Raw genomic sequence first — 21,205 nt, 5'->3', positions numbered from 1 at the left:
ATGACGTGCGCTGCGGAAATGCCCCTTGACAACCGCCCTAAACAGGCTCGGGGCGCGCGGGCCGCCAGTGAGCGGGCCGTTCGACCGCCGCGGGCAACCGCGTGGCGGCGTCGCCGCGGGCCGAGTTCGCCTGCGCGCGGGTGAGGAAGAGGCAGCCGGTGAGGTCGGCGCCGCGCAGGTCGGCGTCCCGCAGGTCCGCCCCGATCAGATCGGCCGAGCGGAGGTCGGCGCCGCGCAGGTCGGCCGCGATCAGGTACGCGCCGCGCAGGCAGGCGCCGCGCAGGTCGGCGCCCTTCAGCTTCGCCCCGATGAGGTCGGCGCCCCGCCGGTCCTCCCGGCGGCCCGGGACGCCGGCCCTGGCCAGCTCGCCGGCGCGCAGGAGCAGCACGTCCACCTTCTCGCGGACTGCCCGGACGTCCACCTCCGCGAGTTCGCCGGGGCCGCCCCGGGTCAGGCGGCCGACGTCGTCGGCGGCCCGCCGCAGCTCGCCGCGCACCGGCCCGGCGGCAGGCAGCTCGACCGCCTCCTCCAGGTACCAGAGCAGTTCGTGGAGCCGCCGCATGACGGAGAACGCCTGGAACATCCCGTGCGCGACGTCCGGGCCGTCGCGCCAGTCGCGGCCGGCGAAGGTCTCCCGCGTCACCTTCTGACCGGCGCCGAAGCAGTCGAAGACCGTGCAGCCCTGGAAGCCGCGCCGCCGCAGGTCGGCGTGGATGCCGCAGCGGGAGTCGGCCAGGAGGTTGCGGCACGGCTCGCCCGCGTCCTTGTCCATCGCGAAGTCGGCCGACCTGGTGAAGGGCAGCGCGACGCAGCACAGGCCGGAGCAGTTCGCGCAGTCGGCCCTCAGCTCGGCCCTCTCCGGCATCCGCCCCCCGTCCATGGACAACGGTCCATTGTCGCGCCACGCCGCCCGTGCTCCGGACGGACGCGGTGGGATACAGTCCGGAAACGCCCATGCCGACACCCATGACCGAGTCCGCCATCGTCTCCAGGCTGCGCGCCGCCGGCTGCGTGTTCGCCGAGGACGAGGCCCGGCTGATCCTCGCCACCGCCCGCACGCCGGACGACGCGTCCGGCATGGTGGACCGGCGCGCCGCCGGGCTGCCGCTCGAACACGTCCTCGGCTGGGCGGAGTTCTGCGGCCTGCGGATCGCCGTCGAGCCCGGGGTGTTCGTGCCCCGCCGCCGCACCGAGTTCCTCGTCCGGCGGGCCGCCGAACTCGCCCCGCCGCGTCCCGTCGTCGTCGACCTGTGCTGCGGCTCCGGCGCGCTGGGCGCCGCGCTCGTCGCCGGGCTGAGCGAGTTGGGCGAGCCGAACGAGTACGCTCTGCACGCCGCCGACGTCGAGCCCGCCGCGGTGCGCTGCGCCCGCCGCAACATCGCGCCGTACGGCGGCCACGCCTACGAGGGCGACCTGTTCGCGCCGCTGCCGGACGCGCTGCGCGGGCGCGTCGACGTGCTGCTCGCCAACGTCCCGTACGTGCCGTCGGGCGACGTCGCGCTGATGCCCGCGGAGGCGCGCGACCACGAGCCCCGGGCGGCGCTCGACGGCGGCCCGGACGGCCTGGACGTCCTGCGCCGCGTCACCGCCGAGGCGTCGCGGTGGCTCGTCCCGGGCGGCCACCTGCTGTTCGAGACGAGTGAGCGGCAGGTCCGGGACGCGGTCGCCGCCGTCGAGCGGGGCGGGCTGGCCGCCGCCGTCGCGGCGTCCGAGGAGTTCTACGCCACCGTCATCGTCGGGGCAAAACCTGTGTAAAACCCGGCAGCGGGGTACGGGTCGCTTAGGACGACCTGAAGGAGTGAAATCAGATGCGCCGCATCAGTGCAGCGCTCAGCGCCGTCATCGGCACGATCGTCACCATCGTGACACTCCCGTTCCGGGTTCTGCAGCGGCTGCTGACCCCCTCGCGCGGCCGCACGACCCGCGCCCGCCGGTAAACGGCGGCGAACGCGAACGCCCCGGGCCATTCACTTCGGCTGGCCCGGGGCGTTCGGGCGTAAAAAATGCTTTGCGCTCCCGGACGGCGTCCCGCACCCTATGAGAAACGAATTCATGCACGTCAAGGGTCTGTAGCTCAATGGGAAGAGCGCCCGCCCTGCAAGCGGGAGGTTGCCGGTTCGAGTCCGGCCCGATCCACTCGGCGGAGTCCCCTTCCGTTCCGCCGTGCTGCCGCAGAGGCCTAAACGGTGAGGCGCCTGGCTTCCAATCAGGAGAACCGAGTTCGATTCTCGGTTGCGGCTCTGGACTGGACCGGCGGGAGTAAAGACCCCCGGCCGGTTCTGCACGTGCCCCGCGGCGGGCGGACGCCACCGCCCGCCCGGGGGCACCTGTCAGGAGCGCGCGTCGATGCGGGTGCGGGCCGTCGTCCAGGCGCGGGCCCGGTCGGTGAGCGTGATGCCGAGGCCGGGGCGGGCGGGGACGAGCATCCGGCCGTCCTCGATCGTCGGCCGTTCTTCGAACAGCGGGTCGAGCCAATCGAAATGCTCCACCCACGGCTCGCTCGGATAGGCCGCGGCCAGATGCAGGTGGATCTCCATCGCGAAATGCGGCGCGAGTCGCAGGTGGTGATGGTCGGCGAGTGCCGCGACCTTGAGGAAATTGGTGATGCCGCCGATGCGCGGGGCGTCCGGCTGGACGATGTCGGCGGCGCGCCCGTCGATGAGTTCGCAGTGCTCGGCGACGCTGGTTAGCATTTCGCCGGTCGCGACGGGCGTGTCGAGCGCGGCGGCGAGCGCGGCGTGGCCCGCGGCGTCGTAGGCGTCCAGGGGCTCCTCGATCCAGGTCAGGCCGAACGCCTCCAGCGCGCGGCCCATGCGCAGCGCGGCGGGCCGGTCCCACTGCTGGTTCGCGTCCACCATCAGCGGGAACGCGTCGCCGAGCCGCTCCCGGACGGCGGTGACGCGGCGCAGGTCCGCGGCGTGGTCGGGATGCCCGACCTTGATCTTGACGCCGCCGATCCCGGCGGCGGCGGACGCCTCCGCGTTCTCCAGCACCTCCTCCAGCGGCGCGTTCAGGAAGCCGCCCGAGGTGTCGTAGCAGCGGACGGAGTCGCGGTGCGCGCCGAGGAGCTTGGCGAGCGGCAGCCCCGCCCGCCTGGCCTTCAGGTCCCACAGCGCGATGTCGATCGCGGCGATCGCCTGCGTCGCGAGCCCGCTGCGACCGGCGGAGGCGCCCGCCCACGCCAGCTTGGTCCAGATCCTCCCGATGTCGCTCGGGTCCTCGCCGATGAGGACGGGCGCGATCTCGGCGGCGTGGGCGAACTGGCCGGGCCCGCCGGCGCGCTTGGCGTAGCCGAACCCGATGCCCTCGTGGCCGTCCGCGCTGCCGATCTCGGCGAACAGGAACACGACCTCGGTCATCGGCCGCTGCCGGCCGGTCAGCACCTTGGCGTCGCTGACCGGGACGGCGAGCGGCAGCGTGACCGACGACAGCTCGATCCAGGCGATCCGGTCGGGGGCCGCCTCTCCGGCGGGCGCGGCCGCCATGTCAGCGCGCCCGTTCCACGAGTCCGGCCAGCTCGGCGGTCTCGTCGGCGGTGAGGTCCGTCAGCGGCGGCCGGACCGGGCCGGCGGGCCGCCCGGTGACCCGCATGCCCGCCTTGACGATGCTCACCGCGTAGCCCTTGCGGCGGTTGCGGATGTCGCAGTACGGCAGGACGAACTCCGCGAGCCGCCGCGCCACCCCGTCCCGGTCGCGGGCGCGGACGGCCGCGAAGAACGCGAGCGCGAACTCCGGGACGAAGTTGAAGACGGCCGACGAGTAGGTCGTGACGCCCATCTCCAGGTAGGGGAGCGCGAACGTCTCGGCCGTGGGCAGCCCGCCGATGTAGACGAGCCGGTCGCCCAGCCGGGACCTGATCCGCGTCATCAGCTCCAGGTCGCCGACGCCGTCCTTGAACCCGACGAGGTTGGGGCAGCTCTCGGCCAGCGCGGCGACCGTCGCGTCCCGGTAGACGGCGTTCGCCCGGCTGTAGACCGTCACGCCGAGCCGGGTCGCCGCGCAGACCGCCCGGACGTGCGCGGCGAGGCCGTCCTGCGAGGACTCGGTCAGGTAGGGCGGGAACAGCAGCACCCCGTCGGCGCCGGCCTCCTCGGCGTCGCGGGCCATCCGCGCGGCCGCCGCCGTCCCGTACCCGGCGGGCGCGACGACCGGGAGGCCGTCCGGCGCCTCGGCGACGGCCGCCCGCACCACCCGGCCGGCCTCCTCGGGGGTGAGCGAGAAGAACTCGCCCGTGCCGCCCGCCGCGAAGAGGCCGGCGACCTCGTATCCGCCGAGCCGTGCGATGTTCTCCCGGTAGGCGGGCTCGTCGAAGGACAGGTCGTCGCGGAAGTGGGTGACGGGGAACGAGAGGAGCCCGGACCCGAGCCGCGCGGCGAGCTCTTCGGGCGCAGTCTGCTGCATGCCCCGAGGCTAGGATGGCCGATTGATCCAGGTCCAACACGAAAAAGGCATCCACTGATACCCGCAGGGAATCGATGTTCACGCTCACCCAGCTCACGAACTTCGTGGCCGTCGCCGAGGAACTGCACTTCGGCCGCGCCGCCGAGCGGCTCCGGATGACGCAGCCGCCGCTCAGCCGGCAGATCCAGCTGCTGGAGAACGAGCTGAAGGTGCGGCTGTTCGACCGGACGAACCGGTCGGTCCGCCTCACCCCGGCCGGGCGGGCGTTCCTCGTCGAGGCGCGCCGGCTGCTCCAGCAGGCCGACCACGCCGCGACGTCCGTCCGGCAGGTGTCGGCGGGGGAGGCCGGGAGCATCGCGGTCGGCTTCACCGCGGCGAGCGCCTACGCCACGCTCGGCCGGCTGCTGGAGGTCGCGCGGGCGGCGCTGCCGGACGTCGGGATCGTGCTGCGGGAGATGGTGACCCGCGACCAGATGCGCGCCCTCGCCGAGGGGAGCCTCGACCTCGGGCTGGTCAGGCCGCCGGTCACCGACCCGGACCTGGCGGAGCGCCCCGCCGACCGGGAGGCGCTGCTCGCCGCGATCCCGGACGGCCACCCGCTGGCCGAGGGGGACGGGCCGGTCCGGCCGGCCGACTTCCACGGCCTGCCGTTCATCATGTACTCGCCCGTCGAGGCGCGCTACTTCCACGAACTGGTGATCAGCCTGTTCCGGCAGGCCGGCGTCTCACCCGTGTACGCGCAGTACCTCAGCCAGGTGCACAGCATCCTCGCGCTGGTCGGCTGCGGCTGGGGCGTCGCGCTGGTGCCGGCGGCCGCGTCCCGGCTCCGCTACGCGGGGCTGACGTTCCGTCCGGTCGACGTCGCCGGCCCGGACCCCGTCGAGCTGAGCCTGGCCTGGCGGCGGAGCAACGACAACCCCGCGCTCGGCAAGCTGCTCCGGCACCTCTGACGCGCCTTGACCGGACCGCGGGACGTCAATTAATTTGTCGTTCAAATATTTGTCGTCAAAGTATCGCCGGGGCTACCGGTCGGCGAGTGGAGGCACGATGAGCGACTTTCCTGCGTATGCGCCGTCGGAGGAGCATGAGCTGTTGCGGCGTACGGTGCGTGAGCTGGCCGATGCCAAGATCGCTCCTTTCGCGGCGGTGGTGGACGAGGAGTCGCGGTTCCCGCAGGAGGCCCTTGATGCGTTGGTGGGCAGTGGTCTGCATGCGGTGCACGTGCCCGAATCGTACGGGGGTGGTGGGGCGGACGCGCTGGCCACGGTGATCGTGATCGAGGAGGTGGCGCGGGCGTGCGGGTCGTCGTCGTTGATTCCGGCGGTGAACAAGCTGGGGACGGTGCCGGTGCTGCTGGCCGGGTCGGAGGAGCTCAAGCGCAGGTACCTGGGGCCGGTGGCGCGTGGTGAGGGGATGTTCTCGTATGCGTTGTCGGAGGCCGAGGCGGGGTCGGACGCGGCGGCGATGAAGACGCGTGCGGTGCGTGATGGTGATGCGTGGGTGTTGGACGGCGCGAAGATGTGGATCACCAATGCGGGGGTGTCGGAGTTCTACACGGTGATGGCGGTGACCGATCCGGGTGCGGGTGCGCGGGGGATTTCGGCGTTCGTGGTGGAGAAGTCGGATGCGGGGGTGTCGTTCGGTCCCAAGGAGCGCAAGCTCGGGATCAAGGGGTCGCCGACGCGGCAGGTGATCTTCGAGGGCGCCCGCATTCCCGCCGATCGGATCATCGGTGCGGAGGGGACGGGGTTCAAGACGGCGTTGGCGACGTTGGACCACACGCGGATCACGATCGCGGCGCAGGCGCTGGGGATCGCGCAGGGGGCGTTGGACTTCGCGTTGGGGTATGTGAGGGAGCGGCGGCAGTTCGGCAAGCAGATCGCTGATTTCCAGGGTGTGCAGTTCATGTTGGCGGACATGGCGATGCGCCTGGAGGGTGCCCGGCAGTTGACCTATCACGCGGCGGTCAAGTCGGAGCGGGCGATGCAGGGGGAGAAGGTCGCGGATCTGACGTTCGTGTCGTCGGCGTGCAAGGCGCTGGCCTCGGATGTGGCGATGGACGTGACCACCGACGCCGTCCAGTTGCTGGGGGGTTACGGGTATACGCGTGATTTCCCGGTGGAGCGGATGATGCGCGACGCCAAGATCACGCAGATCTACGAGGGCACCAACCAGATCCAGCGCATGGTCATGGCCCGCCAACTCCTCAAGTAGCCGGCAGCCGCACCTCGAAGAGCGCGCCACCGCCGGGGGCCTCGCCGACCGTGAGGCTCCCGCCGTGCGCGAGCACCAGGTCCCGGGCGATCGCGAGGCCGAGCCCGGCGCCGCCCTCGTCCCGGCTGCGGGCGTCGTCCAGCCGCACGAACCGCTCGAAGATCCGCTCGCGGTCGGCGGCCGGGACGCCCGGACCGTCGTCGGCGACCCGCAGCACCGCCGTGCCCGCCTCCGCCCGCAGCGACAGCCCGACGGCCCCGTCCGCGTGCCGTTCGGCGTTGTCGAGCAGGTTGCCGACCACCCGCGCCAGACGTCCCGGAACGCCCATGACCTGCGGGTCCGCCTCGATCGACGGCCGCACGGCGATCCGGTCGCGCGGCGCGCGGCGGTCCAGCTCGTCCCGGACCAGCCGGCCGAACGCGACCGGCCGGGCCGGCGGCCGGTCGCCGGCGTCGATGCGGGCGAGGAGCAGCAGGTCGGCGGCGAGATGCTGGAGCCGGACGACGTCCTCGACGAGGCCGTCCACGTCCAGCAGCTCCGGATGCGCGGCGGCGACCTCCAGCTGCGTGCGCAGCGACGCGATCGGGCTGCGCAGCTCGTGCGAGGCGTCCGCGACGAAGCCGCGCTGCCGCGCCACCGACTCCTCCAGCGCGGCGAGCGTCTCGTTCGTCGTGGCGGCGAGCCTCGCGATCTCGTCCCGCGCGCCCGGCACGGGCACCCGCCGGGCCAGGTCGCCGGACGCGGTGATCTCCGCGAGCTCCGCCCGGACGGCCTCGACCGGGCGCAGCGCCCGCCGGGTGACCAGCCAGGTCACGCCCGCGACCACGGCGAGGAGCGGCGGCAGCCCGGCGAGCATCGCGCGGGTGACCGTGCCGACCGCGTCGCGGGCGGCGGCCAGGTCGGCGCCCGCGTACACGGTGACGGTCTCGTCCCGCGGGGTCGTCACCTCGACCGCCGCGAACCGGTAGCCGGCGGTCCGGCCGTCCACGGTCGCGGTGCCGGTGCTGAGCCTCGGGTCGTCGTCCGACACCTCGCCGCGCCGGGGATCGTCGTCGCGGTCGTCCTCGTCATCGCCGCCGCCGCGCCCGGACCCGCCCGGCCGGACGTCCGGGGAACCGGTCCCCCGGACGGCCTGCAAGTCCTCGCTCACCGCCCGCACCCGGCCGTCCTCCCCGACGACCTGCACCGGATGGTCCTCGCCGTCCGGCAGGTCGAGGCCCCCGTAGGACGTCCCCGTCGCGAGCTGCGCCGCGACCTCCCGCGCCGCCACCTCGGCCCGCAGGTCCGCCTGCCCGGCCAGGTTCCCGCGCAGCAGCAGCACGACCGCGAGCCCGGCGGCGACCAGCGCGCCCGCCACCACGGCCGTCGCGCCGACGGTCGTCCGGGCCCGGACCGACCCCAGGAGGCGCGCCATCTCAGGAGCCCCCGTCCCGGGCCAGCCGGTACCCGGCGCCGCGCACCGTCGTGATCGACCGGCGCCCGAACGGGACGTCGAGCTTGCGGCGCAGCGCGCTCACGTACACCTCGACGATGTTGGGGTCGCCGTCGTAGGCGAAGTCCCAGACCGCCTCCATGATCTGCGCCTTCGACACCACCCGGCCCGCGTTCGCCGCGAGATGCTCCAGCACGGCGAACTCCTTGGCGGTCAGTTCCACCTCGGCGTCCCCCCGGAACACCCGCCGCGCGGCCGGGTCCACGGTGAGGTCGCCGAGCACGATGGCGGGCGCGGCGCCCCGCGTCCGGCGGCGCAGCAGCGCACGGACGCGCGCCACCAGCACCACGTACGAGAACGGCTTGGTGAGGTAGTCGTCAGCGCCCGTGTCCAAGCCCTCGGCCTCGTCGTACTCGCCGTCCTTGGCGGTCAGCATCAGGATCGGCGTCTCGTCGCCCGCCGCCCGCAGCGCCGCGCACACCCGGTAGCCGTTCATCCCGGGCAGCATGATGTCGAGGACGATCAGGTCGTAGCCGCCGCCGAGCGCCCGGTGCAGGCCCTCCGCGCCGTCGTGGACGGCCTCCACCACGAAGCCCTCGGCCGTCAGCCCCCGCGCGAGGGACGTGGCCAGGCGCTTCTCGTCCTCCACGATCAGCAGGCGCATGCCCTCAGCCTGCCAAACCCCGCCTGAAGGCGGCTTCAGGTTGCTTCAGGCGCGCTACAGGAACCCGCGGCATCGTCGGTACCGCAACGCAGACGACACGGAGGGCGGGAAGTCCGATGAAGATCGACGCACGGCGCATGTTCCGGGGACGCGGGCTGCTGGTGACGGTGGTCGCCGCGGGCGTCCTGGCCGGCGGGGGGACCACGGCCGCGGTGGCCGCCGCGCACGACGACGGGCCGGGCCGGAGCGCGGCCCCGTCCGGCGACCGGCCGGAGGGCGAGGCCCCGAAGACGGCGGTGTCGATCGCGCAGGCCGCGGACGCGGCGCTGAAGGCGGTGCCCGGCACGGTCGCGGAGATCGAACTCGACGACGAGGACGGCGGGACGGCCTGGGAGGTCGACGTCCTCGCCGGCAACGGGGACCGGCGCGACGTGACCGTCGACTCGGGCACCGGCAAGGTCCTGACCAACCGCGCGGACGATCGCGATGGCGACGATGACGACGGCGACCCCGCCGTGCTCCGCAAGGCGAAGGTGACCGCGCCCGCCGCGGCGGACGCCGCGCTGAAGGCCGTCCAGGGGCGCGTCACGTCCGCCGACTTCGAGCACGAGCACGGCAAGGCCGTCTGGGAGGTCGGCGTGACCGGCCGGGACGGCGCCGAGCACGAGATCACCGTGGACGCCGCGACCGGAAAGGTCCTCGACAAGAGGATCGACGAGGACTGACGACCGGCGGGGCCGGGAAGGAACGCCGGGGGAGGTGCGCATGAGCGAACAGAGACCCGGCCCCGGAATCGACACCAGCGTCTCGCACGTGGCGCGCATCTGGAACTACTGGCTGGGCGGCAAGGACAACTACCCGGTGGACCGCGAGGTCGGCGACCAGATCCTCGGGATGCTGCCGGACGTGGCCAGGCTGGCGCGCGCGTCCCGGCTCTTCCTGAACCGGGCCGTGTGGCACCTGGCCGCCGAGGCCGGCATCCGCCAGTTCATCGACATCGGGACCGGCCTGCCCACGGTCGACAACACCCACGAGGTCGCCCAGCGGGCCGCGCCCTCGTCGAGGATCGTCTACGTCGACAACGACCCGCTGGTCCTGGAGCACGCGAAGTCGCTGCTGAGCAGCACCCCGGAGGGGAGCACCGCCTACATCAACGCCGACCTGCGGGAACCCGAGGGCGTCCTGGCGGGCGCCGCCGAGACGCTCGACTTCGGCCGCCCGATCGCGTTCACGCTGATGGGCGTCCTGGAGTTCGTCCCCGACGACGACCAGGCGTACTCGATCGTGCGGCGGCTGATGGACGCGGTGACCCCCGGCAGCCACCTCGCCATGTACGACGGGACCAACGTCGTCCACGGCGAGGCGTCCGACCGGATCGTCGAGGTGTGGAACGCCGCCGGAAACGCGGAGCTCGTGCTGCGGACGCCCGAGCAGATCGCGGGGTTCTTCGAGGGACTGGAGGTGCTGGAGCCGGGGATCGTCCCGGTGACGCACTGGCGCCCGGACGGCCCCGGCGAACCGGAGGCGGTCGACGCGTTCGGCGGGGTGGGCCGCAAACCATGACCGCAGGCGAGTTCGTGTACACCACCTACATCAAGGCAACGCCGGACCGCCTCTGGGGGGCCCTCACCGGCCCCGCGTTCACCAGCCTCTACTGGGGCGTCTCCTTCGAGACGGACTGGCAGCCCGGCTCCGCCATGACCTGGCAGGAGGAGGGCGCGACGACGGCCGACCCCGAGCAGGTCGTCCTGGAGGCCGAGCCGGGCCGCCGCCTCTCCTACACCTGGCACACGTTCACGCCCGAGTGGGCGAAGAGCGTCGGCGTGGACGAGGAGACGCGCCGCGCGCTCATGGCCGAGCCCCGCTCGACGGTGGCCTTCGCCATCGAACCCGCGGGCGGAACCGTCAGGCTGACGGTCGTCCACCGGGCCGGCGAGGCGCTGCTCGGCATGTCGCGGCACGGCTGGCCGCACGTCCTGTCCGGGCTGAAGACCCTCCTGGAGACCGGCGAGCCCCTCCCCGCCGGCTGACCTGGCCGCCCTCTAGCATGAGCTGCGGTCGATCATGTGAGGAGCGGTCCGTGCGAGAGATCGCGGTGTTCAGCGGCAGTGCCCACCCGGAACTGGCCGCCGAGGTCTGCGCCCATCTCGGCGTGCCGCTGAGCCCGTCCCGCGTCGACCGGTTCGCCAACGACTGCCTCGAAGTGCAGCTGCAGGCCAACTGCCGGGAGCGGGACGTCTTCCTGATCCAGCCGCTCGTCGCCCCCGTCCAGGAGCACCTCGTCGAGCTCCTCCTCATGTGCGACGCCGCCCGCGGCGCGTCCGCGAGCCGGATCACCGTCGTCATGCCGCACTACTCCTACGCCCGGTCGGACAAGAAGGACGCGCCCCGCATCTCGATCGGCGGGCGCCTGGTCGCCGACCTCCTCGTCGCCTCGGGCGCGGGCCGCGTCCTCGCCATGACGCTGCACTCCCCGCAGGTGCACGGCTTCTTCTCCGTCCCCGTCGACCACCTGCACGCGCTGCGCGAGCTCGCGGACCACTTCAGCGGGTACGACCTGTCCCGCACCACCGTCGTCTCGCCCGACCTCGGCAACGCCAAGGAGGCCGCGGCCTTCGCGCGCCTGCTCGGCGTGCAGGTCGCGGCCGGCGCCAAGCAGCGCTTCGCCGACGACCGCGTCAAGATCAGCTCCGTCATCGGCGAGGTCGCCGGCCGCGACGTCATCGTCCTGGACGACGAGATCGCCAAGGGCAGCACCGTCCTGGAGCTCCTGGACCGGCTCCGCGAGCTGGGCGCCCGCACGATCCGCATCGCCTGCACGCACGGCCTGTTCGCCGCCGGCGCCCTCCAGCGCCTGACCGCCGAACCCGACGTCCTGGAGATCGTCTGCACGAACACGGTCCCCGTCCCGGACGGCGACCGCGGCGACAAGCTCCGCGTCCTGTCCATCGCCCCGGCCCTGGCCGAGGCCGTCCGCCGCATCCACAACGGCGAATCCGTGAGCGCCCTCTTCGAATCCCCCTGACCTACCCCCGGCTCGCCCGGAACTCCGCGGCCTCCGGCACCTCGGCGTACTCCAGCAGATGACCGCGCGCGACCCGCTCCAGCCACTGCCGCAGCTCCGCGTTCCGGGCCTGCTGGAACGGGTCGGCGGCGGGTCGGGTCCAGCTCGCGGGAGCGGAGTGGGGTTACAGGAGCATGCCGCTGCCGCCGGACTCCTCTTCGCCGTCGGTGGTGTGCTCCATTTCGAGGTACTCGTCCTCGGGCCAGAGCTCGTCCGCGAGGCCGGCGAGGTACTCCTCCTCGCCGGCCTCGAGTTCGGCGGTCATGGACTCCGGGTGCGCGTCCCCGGCGGGCGGCGGGTCGGGAGCGGGGCCCGGCTGCATCGGGCGGAGCAGGTTGGGCAGGCAGAGGCCGAACATGGCGAGCAGGGACACGAGGACCAGGACTGTGATCACACCACACCGTCCTTTCGCGGTCGAGTTCGACATGATTCTTACGTAAGTAGCAAAACAGTTGAACGTTATCGGGACGGCCCGCCGGATGGCAGTCCGACATGCGGGCCGGCGGGGACAATGACCCCGTGGAGTCTCCTGTGGACGCGCGTGCGCGCGAGCTGGCGAGGATCGTCTGGGACCACCTCGTCCTGTCCGGCCCCCTCTCCCAGGCTGACGTGATCCTCGCGCTGGGGTGCCACGACACGCGGGTGGCGGCGCACGCGGCGAGGCTTTGGCACGCGGGTTGGGCGCCGCTGGTGATCGTCTCGGGCGGGCGCGGGAAGATCACTTCAGGGTGGGACGAGACGGAGGCGCGGGTGTTCGGCCGGGTCGCGCGCGAGCACGGCGTCCCCGAGGACGCCCTTCTACTGGAGGAGACGGCGGCCAATACGGGGGAGAACATCACCGCGTCAAGGCGGCTGGTGGACGAGCGGGGGATCGCGGTGCGGCGCGGGATCCTCGCGGCCAAGCCCTACATGACGCGGCGGGCGCTCGCGACGGCGCGGCGGCAGTGGCCCGGCGTCGGCTGGTCGGCGTCCGCGCCGGAGCTGGGGTTCGACGCGTACGGCGGCGAGCGCCGGTCCATCGAGCTGATGGTGGGGGACCTGCAGCGGATGGTCGTGTACGCGGAACGGGGCTTCCAGGTGCCGATGCCCGTCCCGGCGCCGGTCTGGGCGGCGTACGAGGAGCTCGCCCGGCTCGGCTACGACGGGCACGTGATCAGATGACCGTGCGGCCTCAGGCGGTCGCGATGGGACGGTGCGGGGCGATCACCCGGCCGTCGGGCAGCAGTTCGCCCGTGTCCTCGAAGACGACGATGCCGTTGCAGAGCAGGCTCCACCCCTGCTCCGGGTGGTTGGCGATGGTGCGCGCCGCCTCGCGGTCGAGGTCGTCCGGCGCCGGACACGCCGGATCGTGCGTGCAGCTGGTGTCATGCTGAGCGGTCACGGTGTCCCTCCACGGTGTCCCTGTGATTAAGGACATAAAACAGCCTGCCGCTGTGCGTCCGAAATATGCAAGTGGATGGCGAATTCTTTACCGTTCATCACGTGTGAAGGACGACAAGATCGGGCAATCCGGGACGTTTCATCTCAAGATTCCGCCGTCGGGCTCGTCGCCGTGGTCCACGTCCAGGCCGACGACGGACGCGCAGCCCGTGCAGATCCACTCGGCGATGACGGCCTCGGAATTGGTCGCGTGCGTCCGGTACGGGCGGTCGACCGCGCGGCGGCGCATCCCGTGGCCGCAGGAGGAGTGCAGGAGCCGGCCGCACGTCGGGCACGGCCACACGTCCTCGCGGCGCAGGTCGCACCGCGGGCACAGCGGCGCCTCGTACCGCCCCGCCGGCTCGCCGAAGGCGAGTTCGTCCAGCCAGTCGTGCTCCAGGTCGAGGTACTCGTCCCGGGGCCAGTGGTGGTCGGCCAGCCACGCGAGGTACTCCTCGTCCCCCGGCCCGAGGACGGTCGTCAGGGACTCGGGGTGCTCGTTCTCCGAGCGCTGTCGGCGCCTGCCGTGCCGCGCGGTGGCCAGGAGCGTCAGCAGGCCCAGGAGCGCGGCCGCGGCCAGGCCTGTCGCCAGGGGCATCGCGGCGTCCTCACATGATCTTGCGGCGGGAAAGTCCGATCATGAATCCACTTCACAAAACGGTGCGAACGCTACAAGAAAGGGTTGACAACGGAAAAGTCGATCAGAAAGATCCTTTACTAGATCATTACCTGACCTGGTGTCCGGAACCGGGCGGTCACTGTGTCCGCAACCGCGCTGCCTGCGGGAACCGGACCCTCCGAGGCTCCTGGACGGCCCCCGCCCGGCGGCCCGGTTTCACTCTCCGCTGAATCCGTGTTTTCCCGGAGTCAGTCCTTGCGGCCGAGCACGGCCACCATCTGGGTGTGCAGCGGGTGCTCCAGCGGACCCGCCGGCCCGTCCGGACGCCACTCGGTGACGTGCGCCACGCCCGGCTCCAGGATCGTGAGCCCCTCCATGAACCGCTCGATCTCCGACGAGTGGCGGAAGTAGGAGCCGCCCAGGCCCGACTGCAGGATCCGCTTGGCCTCCTCGACGCGCGGGTCGTCCCCCGAGTCGTGCAGGTGGGTGAGCACCACGTGGCTGCCGGACGGCAGGAACGAGTGCAGCTCCCGCACGACGCCCGCCGGGTCGCGCTCGTCCGGGACGTGGTGGATGATCGCGGCCAGGATGACGCCCACCGGGCGGGACAGGTCCAGCAGCCGGGTCAGCGCCGGATCGTCGAAGATCTTCCCCGGCTCGTACAGGTCGCCCTGGATGAACGTCGCGATGCCGTTCTCGGTGAGCAGCGCCCGCCCGTGCGCCAGGACGATCGGATCGTTGTCGACGTAGACGACCTTCGCCGCGGGGTTCGCCGACCGTGCGAACTGGTGCACGTTGGACGAGGTCGGCAGCCCGGACCCGATGTCGACGAACTGGTCGATGCCGAGGTCGCCGGCCAGGTAGGTCACCGCCCGCTCGATGGCGACCCGGTTGCCCCGCGCCACCACCGGAGCCTCCGGCACGAGCTGCATCACCATGTCGGCCACCTCGCGGTCGGCGGCGAAGTTGTCCTTGCCGCCGAGGAAGTAGTCGTACACCCGCGCGAACGTCGGCGTGGAGGGGTCGATGCCCGGGGGCGCGCTCTCGGGGAGATCGTCGGCCACGCGCGCGGCTCCTTCCGTGCTTCGCCCGCGCCACCGGCGCCGGACGGACCTGAGCCCCCAACCCTAAGCCGGATCCCCGCCCCCGGCGGGCCTTTCACCCCATCCACCGCGCCCCGCGTTCACGGCCGCGAAGGCGCCGGCCTTCGGGGAGCGGGTCACCGAGAGGACCGGCGGAGACGGTGCTCCGCAGGGGCGCGACGGCATCCCACCGGCTGTGCAGGACTTCCGCCGCGGCGGCGAGTTCGGGACGGTGGGCGTCCGCGAGGCAGTAGACGATCCGGGCGTCTTCCGCGAGCCATGCTTTCTCGGGCTCCGCCGGGGGTGCGGTTTTCCGCAGGGCGGGGGTGCGGGGATCGGCCGGACGGGTCGGCGGCGTCCACCATGGTGGCGGGCCCGGCGGGTTCCTAGCGTCGTCAGCATGATCGGAATGATGAACGCGGTGTCCGGAACCGGCCCCGCCGGCGGCGTCGCCGGGTGGGCGACCGACCTGATGGACCGGCTCGGCGCGCCCGGCGCCGGGCTGGCGATCGCGCTGGAGAACCTGTTCCCGCCGCTGCCGAGCGAGGTGATCCTCCCGCTCGCCGGGTTCACCGCCGCGCAGGGCAGGATGAGCCTGGTGGCGGCGCTCCTGTGGACGACGGCCGGGAGCGTCGCGGGCGCGCTCGCGCTCTACGGGATCGGGGCGCTGATCGGACGCGACCGGGTCCGCGCGATCGTGGCCCGGCTGCCGCTGGTCAAGCTCGGCGACCTGGACCGGACGGAGGCGTGGTTCGCCCGGCACGGCGCGAAGGCGGTGTTCTTCGGCCGCATGATCCCGATCTTCCGGAGCCTCGTCTCCGTCCCGGCCGGGGTGGAGCGCATGCGGATGGCGGTGTTCCTCCTCTACACGGCGCTCGGCAGCCTGCTGTGGAACACCGCGTTCGTGCTGGCCGGGTACGGGCTCGGCGACAACTGGCGGACGGTCGAGGAGTACGTCGGCGTCTACTCCAAGGCGGTGGTCGCCGTGGTCGGACTGGCGGCCGTCGCGTTCCTCGCCGTGCGTATCGTGAAGGCGCTGCAGGCCAAGGACCAGCGCCCGGCAGGGGCGCACCGGGCGGAGACAGGGGAACGTGAACGCGACCGAGTCTTCTGACGTCGTGCGGCGCGCCCCCGCGACGGTCGTGCGCGCCGCGGCGGGGCTGGTGCTGGGCGCGGTCTCCGCCGGCGCGGAGCTGGTCCTGCTGGCGGCGGCGGCGCTCCTGATGGCGTACTCGCTGGCGTTCTCGCGCGGGCGGCGGACGGTCCCGGCGGCCGTCGCGGACGGCGCGGAGTTCCTGACCGAGCTGGAACGGCGGCGGCTCCGCGCGTTCCTCGGCGAGGACCGGGCCGTCCGGTACGGGCCGCTGCGGGCGCTCGCCTACCTCGTCCTGCGGGTTCCGGTCGGGCTGCTCGGCGGCCTGATCCTGCTGCTGGTCGGCTACGGGGCGGCGGTCGCGGTCCGGCTGGCGGCCGGCTGGTGGATCACCGGCGACCACCTCGACGGCATCCCGCCCTCCTGGTGGATCGTCCTCTACACCGCCGCGGCGGGCGCGGTGCTGCTCTTCCTCGCCGTGCAGGGGCTGGCGGGGGTGGTGGCGCTGGAGCGGGCGGTGGCGCGCCGCTGCCTCGGGCCGAGCCCGCTGGAGGAGTACGAGCGCCGCATCGCGCAGCTGTCGGTCACCCGCGCGCAGGTGGTGGACGCGGTGGACGACGAGCGCCGCCGCATCGAGCGCGACCTGCACGACGGCGTCCAGCAGCGGCTCGTCGCGCTGGGCATGCTGATCGGCCGGGCCCGCCGGGCCGGCGACCGCGAGCGGGCGGCGGACCTGCTGAGGCAGGCGCACGAGGAGTCGCAGCGGGCCCTTGAGGACCTGCGGGAGGTCACCTGGCGGGTGTACCCGGCCGCGCTGGACGGGGAGGGCCTGCGCGCGGCGCTGGAGACGGTGGCGGAGCGGTCGGCCGTCCCCGTGGCGATCGGGTACGACGTGCCGGGCCGCCCGCCGCACGCGGTGGAGACCGCCGCGTACTTCGTGGTCTGCGAGGCCGTCACGAACGCGGCGAAGCACTCCGGCGCCGCGTCCGTGCGGGTCGCCGTCGCGGGATCCGCGACAATGATCAGCGTGCGCATCGAGGACGACGGGGCGGGGGGAGCGGATCCGGGCGGCGGCGGGCTGGCGGGGCTGGCCCGCCGGGTGGCCGCGCTGGACGGGACGTTCGGCGTGCACAGCCCGCCCGGCGGCCCGACCGTGATCACCGCGGAGCTGCCGTGCGGGTGATGCTGGCGGAGGACTCGACGCTGCTCCGGGAGGGCCTGGTGCGGCTGCTCGCCGAGGAGGGCCACGAGGTCGTCGCCGCGGTCGGCGACGGCGACGCGCTGATCGCCGCGGTGGCGGCGTCGGACGGGCGGGGCACGCCCGACGTCGTGGTGGTGGACGTCCGGATGCCGCCGACCCACACCGACGAGGGCCTGCGCGCCGCGCTGGAGATCCGGCGGCGCTGGCCGGGCGTCGGGGTCCTCGTCCTGTCCCAGTACGTGGAGAAGCGGTACGCCGCCGAGCTGATCACCGCGGACACCGCCGGCGTCGGCTACCTCCTGAAGGACCGCGTCGCGCAGGTCGACGAGTTCCTCGACGCCCTGGACCGGGTCGGCTCGGGCGGCGCGGCCTTCGACCCCGAGGTGGTCCGGCGGCTGCTGGCGCACAGCGCGCACGCCGATCCGCTGGCCCGGCTCACCCCGCGCGAGCGGGACGTCCTGGACCATATGGCCCAGGGGCGCACCAACGCGTCCATCGCCGCGGGCCTCCACATCTCGCAGAGCGCGGTCGAGAAGCACGTCAACGCGATCTTCGACAAGCTCGACCTGTCGCGCGCCGCCGGGTACAGCCGCCGGGTCCTCGCCGTCCTCCGCTATCTCGGGACCTGAACCCGCCCGCCCGGAAATCGGCCGACCGCCGACCCGAAAAACGGACTAACAGGAATAAAGCGGGTATGGGTCCGGGACCGATCCTCAACGCGGAGGGAGAGATCGTGGCGGACACCAACCGAGGCGTCGTCTACCAGGCGCCGGGCAAGGTCACGGTCGAGGACCTGGACTTCCCCAAGCTCGAACTGGCCGAGCAGAACGGCCGCAAGCTCCAGCACGGGGTGATCCTCAAGGTCCTGGCCACCAACATCTGCGGGTCCGACCAGCACATGGTGCGCGGCCGGACGACCGCGCCCGCCGGGCTGACGCTCGGCCACGAGATCACCGGCGAGGTGATCGAGACCGGCCGGGACGTCGAGTTCGTCAAGGCGGGCGATCTCGTCAGCGTCCCGTTCAACATCGCGTGCGGCCGCTGCCGCAACTGCAAGGAACGCCATACCGGCGTGTGCGAGAACGTCAACCGGGAACGGCCCGGCGCCGCCTACGGGTACGTCGACATGGGCGGCTGGCACGGCGGCCAGGCCGGCTACGCGGTCGTCCCGTACGCCGACTTCAACCTGCTGAAGTTCCCCGGCGACCGCGACACGGTGATGGCGAAGCTGCCCGACCTCGCGATGCTGTCGGACATCTTCCCGACCGGCTACCACGGCGCCTACACCGCGGGCGTCACGACGGGTTCGACCGTGTACGTGGCGGGCGCGGGGCCGGTCGGTCTCGCGTGCGCGACCGCGTGCCTGCTGCTCGGCGCCGCCGTCGTGATCGTCGGCGACATGAACGCGCGGCGGCTGGAGCAGGCCCGCGGCTTCGGCTGCGAGACGATCGACCTGTCCCGGCACGGCGACGTGCCGGAGCAGATCGAGCAGATCCTCGGCGTCCCCGAGGTGGACGCGGCCGTCGACTGCGTCGGGTTCGAGGCGCGCGGCCAGGGGCACGAGGGGGCGCGGACGGAGCAGCCCGCGACCGTCCTCAACACGCTGATGGACATCACCCGCGCCGCGGGCGGGCTCGGCATCCCGGGCCTGTACGTGACCGGCGACCCGGGCGCCTCGGACGAGAACGCCAAGGTCGGGCAGCTCGGGCTGCGCCTCGGCCTCGGCTGGGCCAAGTCGCTGTACTTCGTGACGGGCCAGTGCCCGGTGATGAGCTACAACCGGCAGCTGATGATGGCGATCCTGTACGACCGGGCGCAGATCGCGCGGAACGTCAACGCGTCCGTCATCCCCCTCGACCAGGCGCCCGAGGGGTACGCCGAGTTCGACCGGGGCGCGGCGCGCAAGTACATCCTCGACCCGCACGGCGTGCTGGCGGGGGCGGCCTGACGGCGGGGCGCGGGCGGGCCGCCGGCGCGCCCGTCCGCGGGCCCGTCACCCGATGCCCTCGGCGATCCGCAGCGCCATCGCCATGATGGTGAGCTGCGGGTTCACCTCGGGGCACGTCGGCAGGACGGACGCGTCCGCGACGTGCACGCCGCGCACGCCCCGCAGCCGCCCGGACGGGTCGACGGGAGCGGCGGCCCCGTCCGCGCCGAGCCGCGCCGTCCCGGTCGGGTGGAAGCCGGCCAGGTGCAGGTCGGCGCGCGACGCCGCCGCGACGGCCCGGGTCAGCTCGTCCTCGTCCCGGACGACGGGGTCGCGGGCCAGCCCGGTCAGCACCTCCCCGGCTCCGGCGGCGAACAGGACCCGCCCCATCGCGGCCATCGCGCGCCGGAGCCGCCCGGCGTCCTCCCGGGTCAGGTCGTAGCGGAGCAGCGCGCGGTGCCCGGCGCCGTGCACGCGGCCGGACGGCGCGTCGGCGATCATCGCGCCGAGCACGGCGAGGTGGCGGGCGCCGTCCAGTTCGGCGCGCAGCCCCCGCCCGATGCCGGGCAGCGGGAGCGAGGTCATGCCCGGCGGCGTCGCCGTCGCCTCGATGAGGATCCCGTCGCCGTGCAGTTCCTCGATGCCGACGCTCTGCATCACGCCGGCCCACGACTCCACCGGCTCGGCGAACCGTCCCGCCATGTTCGTCGCCGGATGGACGGCCATCCCCCGGCCCAGTTCCGGATGCCCGCCGAGAGCGGAGCGCCGGAGCAGCAGGGGCGTCTGCGTGGCGCCCGCCGCCACGACGACACGGGGAGCGAGGATCTCGAAGGACGTGCCGTCCGGGCGGCGCGCGCGCACGCCCGCGGCGGTCCCGCGTTCGACCAGGATCCGTTCGGCCCGCGCATGGGTGACGATGCGCGCTCCCGCCTCGCACGCCTGCGGCAGCGCGTTCAGGTGGACGCCGTACTTGGCGTTGTGGGGGCACCCCACGGCGCACTGCGCGCTGCCCTTGCAGCCCGGGGCGTTGCGGCGCAGCGGCGCGGCCCGCCAACCGAGCCGCTCCGCGCCCGCGAGGGCGAGCAGCCCGTTGCGGCCGAGCGGCGCGACCGGCTGCCGCGCGACGCGGAGCGTGGCCTCGACCTCGTCCAGCCGCTCGCCGAAGTCCTCCACCGGGACGCCGAGGGACGCCCAGCGCCGGAGCACGCGGCCGGGCGTCCGGTAGCAGGTGCCGCTGTTGACGACGGTCGTCCCGCCGACCGCGCGGCCCTCGGGCAGCAGCACGGGCGGGCGGCCGAGCGCCACCGCCGTGCCGCCGTCCCGGTACAGGTCGAGGAACCGGTCGAGCGGCGGGCGCTCCCGGAACTCGGCGGCCGTGAACCGCCGCCCCTCCTCCAGGACCACCACCGACATGCCGCGCCGGGCGAGGGTCCGCGCCGCCATCGCGCCGCCCGCGCCGGACCCGACCACGACGGCGTCGGCGGTCGCGCAGGCGGGCCACCCGGCGGACGGCACGCAGTCCAGCGCGGCGTCCGGGCGCACGAGCCCGCCCGGCTCCGGCGGGCCCGGCAGCAGCCCGGTCCCGGCGGCCAGCAGCAGCGGGATCTTCAACGTCTCGACGATCCGGGCGGTGGACGCGCGCGACGCCAGCAGCGTGCAGAGCGCGTCCCTGCGGTGCGCGTCCAGCCGGTCCAGGGGGTGCCCGGTGGCGACGCGCGACAGGGCGTCCAGCGTGCCGGCGCCGGCGGCCAGCCCGAGCCGCGCCGGGCCGGGCAGCGTCCGCGCGATGGCCTCGGCGCCCGCGGCGACGCGGGCCAGCTCGCCCGCGTCCTCGATGCCGAGCAGCACCGAGATCGTCCCCGTCATGGCGCTCACCGCAGCCCCACCTCCGCGTGGCCGGTGCCGTCCAGCCGCCACTCGCGCTCGGTCTCCCAGGAGCGTCCCGCGCGGCGCGCCAGGACGATCCGCACGTCCGCGCGCTCGGAGTTGTGGCAGACCGCCGGAGCGCCGTCGGGGTCGGCGTAGCCGACCGCGACGGACTCCTCCCGCCGCAGCGTCCCCACGACGAGCACCCCCCCGTCGCCGATCC

Annotated in this window: 24 protein-coding genes and 2 tRNA genes; 15 read left to right on the top strand and 11 right to left on the bottom strand. The window is 73.6% G+C overall.

The window, feature by feature from the left end; genetic code table 11:
• Positions 1–37: 37 nt before the first annotated feature.
• Positions 38–880, bottom strand: a complete 843-nt coding sequence (locus ACA511_RS15640) for a pentapeptide repeat-containing protein (RefSeq protein WP_375025595.1) — start codon at positions 878–880, stop codon at positions 38–40.
• A gap of 86 nt (positions 881–966) precedes the next feature.
• Here ACA511_RS15640 and ACA511_RS15635 point away from each other — a divergent pair, with 86 nt between their 5' ends.
• From ACA511_RS15635 to ACA511_RS15620, 4 genes are all read left to right on the top strand, one after another.
• Positions 967–1,755: a putative protein N(5)-glutamine methyltransferase gene (locus ACA511_RS15635; protein WP_375025031.1), complete on the top strand. Its 789-nt coding sequence runs from the start codon at positions 967–969 to the stop codon at positions 1,753–1,755.
• Positions 1,756–1,808: 53 nt separating this feature from the next.
• Positions 1,809–1,937: an LPFR motif small protein gene (locus ACA511_RS15630; RefSeq protein ID WP_375025030.1), complete on the top strand. Its 129-nt coding sequence runs from the start codon at positions 1,809–1,811 to the stop codon at positions 1,935–1,937.
• A 126-nt stretch (positions 1,938–2,063) separates the two neighbouring features.
• Positions 2,064–2,136: transfer RNA gene (locus ACA511_RS15625), tRNA-Ala, on the top strand.
• 32 nt (positions 2,137–2,168) lie between these two features.
• Positions 2,169–2,240 (top strand) — tRNA-Gly (locus ACA511_RS15620).
• Between the two features lie 90 nt (positions 2,241–2,330).
• Here ACA511_RS15620 and ACA511_RS15615 read toward each other — a convergent pair.
• A complete protein-coding gene (locus ACA511_RS15615) occupies positions 2,331–3,485 on the bottom strand; it encodes a mandelate racemase/muconate lactonizing enzyme family protein (RefSeq protein WP_375025029.1) in 1,155 nt (384 codons plus the stop codon).
• A gap of 1 nt (position 3,486) precedes the next feature.
• Positions 3,487–4,401 carry a 5-dehydro-4-deoxyglucarate dehydratase gene (gene kdgD, locus ACA511_RS15610; RefSeq protein WP_375025027.1) on the bottom strand — a complete coding sequence of 305 codons (915 nt, stop codon included), beginning with the start codon at positions 4,399–4,401 and terminating at the stop codon, positions 3,487–3,489.
• Positions 4,402–4,475: 74 nt separating this feature from the next.
• On the opposite strand from kdgD, the gene ACA511_RS15605 reads away from it, so the two are divergent.
• Positions 4,476–5,351 carry a LysR substrate-binding domain-containing protein gene (locus ACA511_RS15605; protein WP_375025026.1) on the top strand — a complete coding sequence of 292 codons (876 nt, stop codon included), beginning with the start codon at positions 4,476–4,478 and terminating at the stop codon, positions 5,349–5,351.
• A gap of 97 nt (positions 5,352–5,448) precedes the next feature.
• Positions 5,449–6,615 carry an acyl-CoA dehydrogenase family protein gene (locus tag ACA511_RS15600; RefSeq protein WP_375025025.1) on the top strand — a complete coding sequence of 389 codons (1,167 nt, stop codon included), beginning with the start codon at positions 5,449–5,451 and terminating at the stop codon, positions 6,613–6,615.
• Here ACA511_RS15600 and ACA511_RS15595 read toward each other — a convergent pair.
• Together ACA511_RS15595 and ACA511_RS15590 are read right to left on the bottom strand one after the other, a co-directional pair.
• Positions 6,608–8,029 (bottom strand): sensor histidine kinase, encoded by a 1,422-nt coding sequence (locus ACA511_RS15595; protein ID WP_375025024.1) that lies wholly within the window; start codon positions 8,027–8,029, stop codon positions 6,608–6,610. The two genes, ACA511_RS15600 and ACA511_RS15595, sit on opposite strands and share 8 nt — an antisense overlap.
• Before the next feature lies 1 nt (position 8,030).
• Positions 8,031–8,711, bottom strand: a complete 681-nt coding sequence (locus ACA511_RS15590; protein ID WP_375025023.1) for a response regulator transcription factor — start codon at positions 8,709–8,711, stop codon at positions 8,031–8,033.
• 116 nt (positions 8,712–8,827) lie between these two features.
• Between ACA511_RS15590 and ACA511_RS15585 the strand changes: the two genes are divergently transcribed.
• The 4 genes from ACA511_RS15585 to ACA511_RS15570 are packed head-to-tail and all read left to right on the top strand — an operon-like array spanning position 8,828 to position 11,736.
• Positions 8,828–9,436, top strand: a complete 609-nt coding sequence (locus ACA511_RS15585; RefSeq protein ID WP_375025022.1) for a PepSY domain-containing protein — start codon at positions 8,828–8,830, stop codon at positions 9,434–9,436.
• A gap of 40 nt (positions 9,437–9,476) precedes the next feature.
• Complete coding sequence (locus ACA511_RS15580; RefSeq protein WP_375025021.1) at positions 9,477–10,274, top strand: SAM-dependent methyltransferase; 798 nt, start codon at positions 9,477–9,479, stop codon at positions 10,272–10,274.
• Complete coding sequence (locus ACA511_RS15575) at positions 10,271–10,741, top strand: SRPBCC family protein (RefSeq protein WP_375025020.1); 471 nt, start codon at positions 10,271–10,273, stop codon at positions 10,739–10,741. Before ACA511_RS15580 ends, ACA511_RS15575 begins: the two co-directional genes overlap by 4 nt.
• Positions 10,742–10,791: 50 nt before the next feature.
• A complete protein-coding gene (locus ACA511_RS15570; RefSeq protein WP_375025019.1) occupies positions 10,792–11,736 on the top strand; it encodes a ribose-phosphate diphosphokinase in 945 nt (314 codons plus the stop codon).
• A 163-nt stretch (positions 11,737–11,899) separates the two neighbouring features.
• On the opposite strand, the gene ACA511_RS15565 is transcribed toward ACA511_RS15570, so the two are convergent.
• Positions 11,900–12,169, bottom strand: a complete 270-nt coding sequence (locus ACA511_RS15565; RefSeq protein WP_375025018.1) for a hypothetical protein — start codon at positions 12,167–12,169, stop codon at positions 11,900–11,902.
• Between the two features lie 125 nt (positions 12,170–12,294).
• Between ACA511_RS15565 and ACA511_RS15560 the strand changes: the two genes are divergently transcribed.
• Positions 12,295–12,936, top strand: coding sequence for a YdcF family protein (locus ACA511_RS15560; protein ID WP_375025017.1), 642 nt, complete (start codon positions 12,295–12,297; stop codon positions 12,934–12,936).
• 10 nt (positions 12,937–12,946) lie between these two features.
• Here ACA511_RS15560 and ACA511_RS15555 read toward each other — a convergent pair whose 3' ends face one another.
• From ACA511_RS15555 to ACA511_RS15545, 3 genes are all read right to left on the bottom strand, one after another.
• Positions 12,947–13,156, bottom strand: a complete 210-nt coding sequence (locus ACA511_RS15555; RefSeq protein WP_375025016.1) for a DUF5999 family protein — start codon at positions 13,154–13,156, stop codon at positions 12,947–12,949.
• 138 nt (positions 13,157–13,294) lie between these two features.
• Positions 13,295–13,792 carry a hypothetical protein gene (locus tag ACA511_RS15550; protein ID WP_375025015.1) on the bottom strand — a complete coding sequence of 166 codons (498 nt, stop codon included), beginning with the start codon at positions 13,790–13,792 and terminating at the stop codon, positions 13,295–13,297.
• A 269-nt stretch (positions 13,793–14,061) separates the two neighbouring features.
• The gene (locus ACA511_RS15545; protein ID WP_375025014.1) at positions 14,062–14,877 is read right to left on the bottom strand and encodes an SAM-dependent methyltransferase; all 816 of its coding nucleotides are present in this window, start codon (positions 14,875–14,877) and stop codon (positions 14,062–14,064) included.
• Positions 14,878–15,295: 418 nt separating this feature from the next.
• Between ACA511_RS15545 and ACA511_RS15540 the strand changes: the two genes are divergently transcribed.
• The 4 genes from ACA511_RS15540 to fdhA all read left to right on the top strand — a co-directional run bounded on the left by ACA511_RS15540 (position 15,296) and on the right by fdhA (position 19,137).
• Positions 15,296–16,009 carry a DedA family protein gene (locus ACA511_RS15540; protein WP_375025013.1) on the top strand — a complete coding sequence of 238 codons (714 nt, stop codon included), beginning with the start codon at positions 15,296–15,298 and terminating at the stop codon, positions 16,007–16,009.
• On the top strand, positions 15,987–17,171 hold the full coding sequence (locus ACA511_RS15535) for a histidine kinase (protein ID WP_375025012.1): 1,185 nt from the start codon (positions 15,987–15,989) through the stop codon (positions 17,169–17,171). The genes ACA511_RS15540 and ACA511_RS15535 overlap by 23 nt, the downstream gene beginning before the upstream one ends.
• Positions 17,162–17,818, top strand: a complete 657-nt coding sequence (locus ACA511_RS15530; RefSeq protein ID WP_375025011.1) for a response regulator — start codon at positions 17,162–17,164, stop codon at positions 17,816–17,818. Before ACA511_RS15535 ends, ACA511_RS15530 begins: the two co-directional genes overlap by 10 nt.
• Before the next feature lie 104 nt (positions 17,819–17,922).
• Positions 17,923–19,137 carry a formaldehyde dehydrogenase, glutathione-independent gene (fdhA, locus tag ACA511_RS15525; RefSeq protein ID WP_375025010.1) on the top strand — a complete coding sequence of 405 codons (1,215 nt, stop codon included), beginning with the start codon at positions 17,923–17,925 and terminating at the stop codon, positions 19,135–19,137.
• A gap of 45 nt (positions 19,138–19,182) precedes the next feature.
• Here fdhA and ACA511_RS15520 read toward each other — a convergent pair whose 3' ends face one another.
• Positions 19,183–20,982: a GMC family oxidoreductase N-terminal domain-containing protein gene (locus ACA511_RS15520; protein ID WP_375025594.1), complete on the bottom strand. Its 1,800-nt coding sequence runs from the start codon at positions 20,980–20,982 to the stop codon at positions 19,183–19,185.
• A gap of 5 nt (positions 20,983–20,987) precedes the next feature.
• Positions 20,988–21,205 (bottom strand): hypothetical protein (locus tag ACA511_RS15515; RefSeq protein WP_375025009.1); only part of this gene is annotated, 218 nt, incomplete at its 5' end.

Source organism: Actinomadura sp. GTD37 (assembly GCF_041951365.1).
In the GTDB taxonomy this organism is placed as follows: domain Bacteria; phylum Actinomycetota; class Actinomycetes; order Streptosporangiales; family Streptosporangiaceae; genus Spirillospora.
This window is presented reverse-complemented; position numbering and strand designations above follow the sequence as displayed.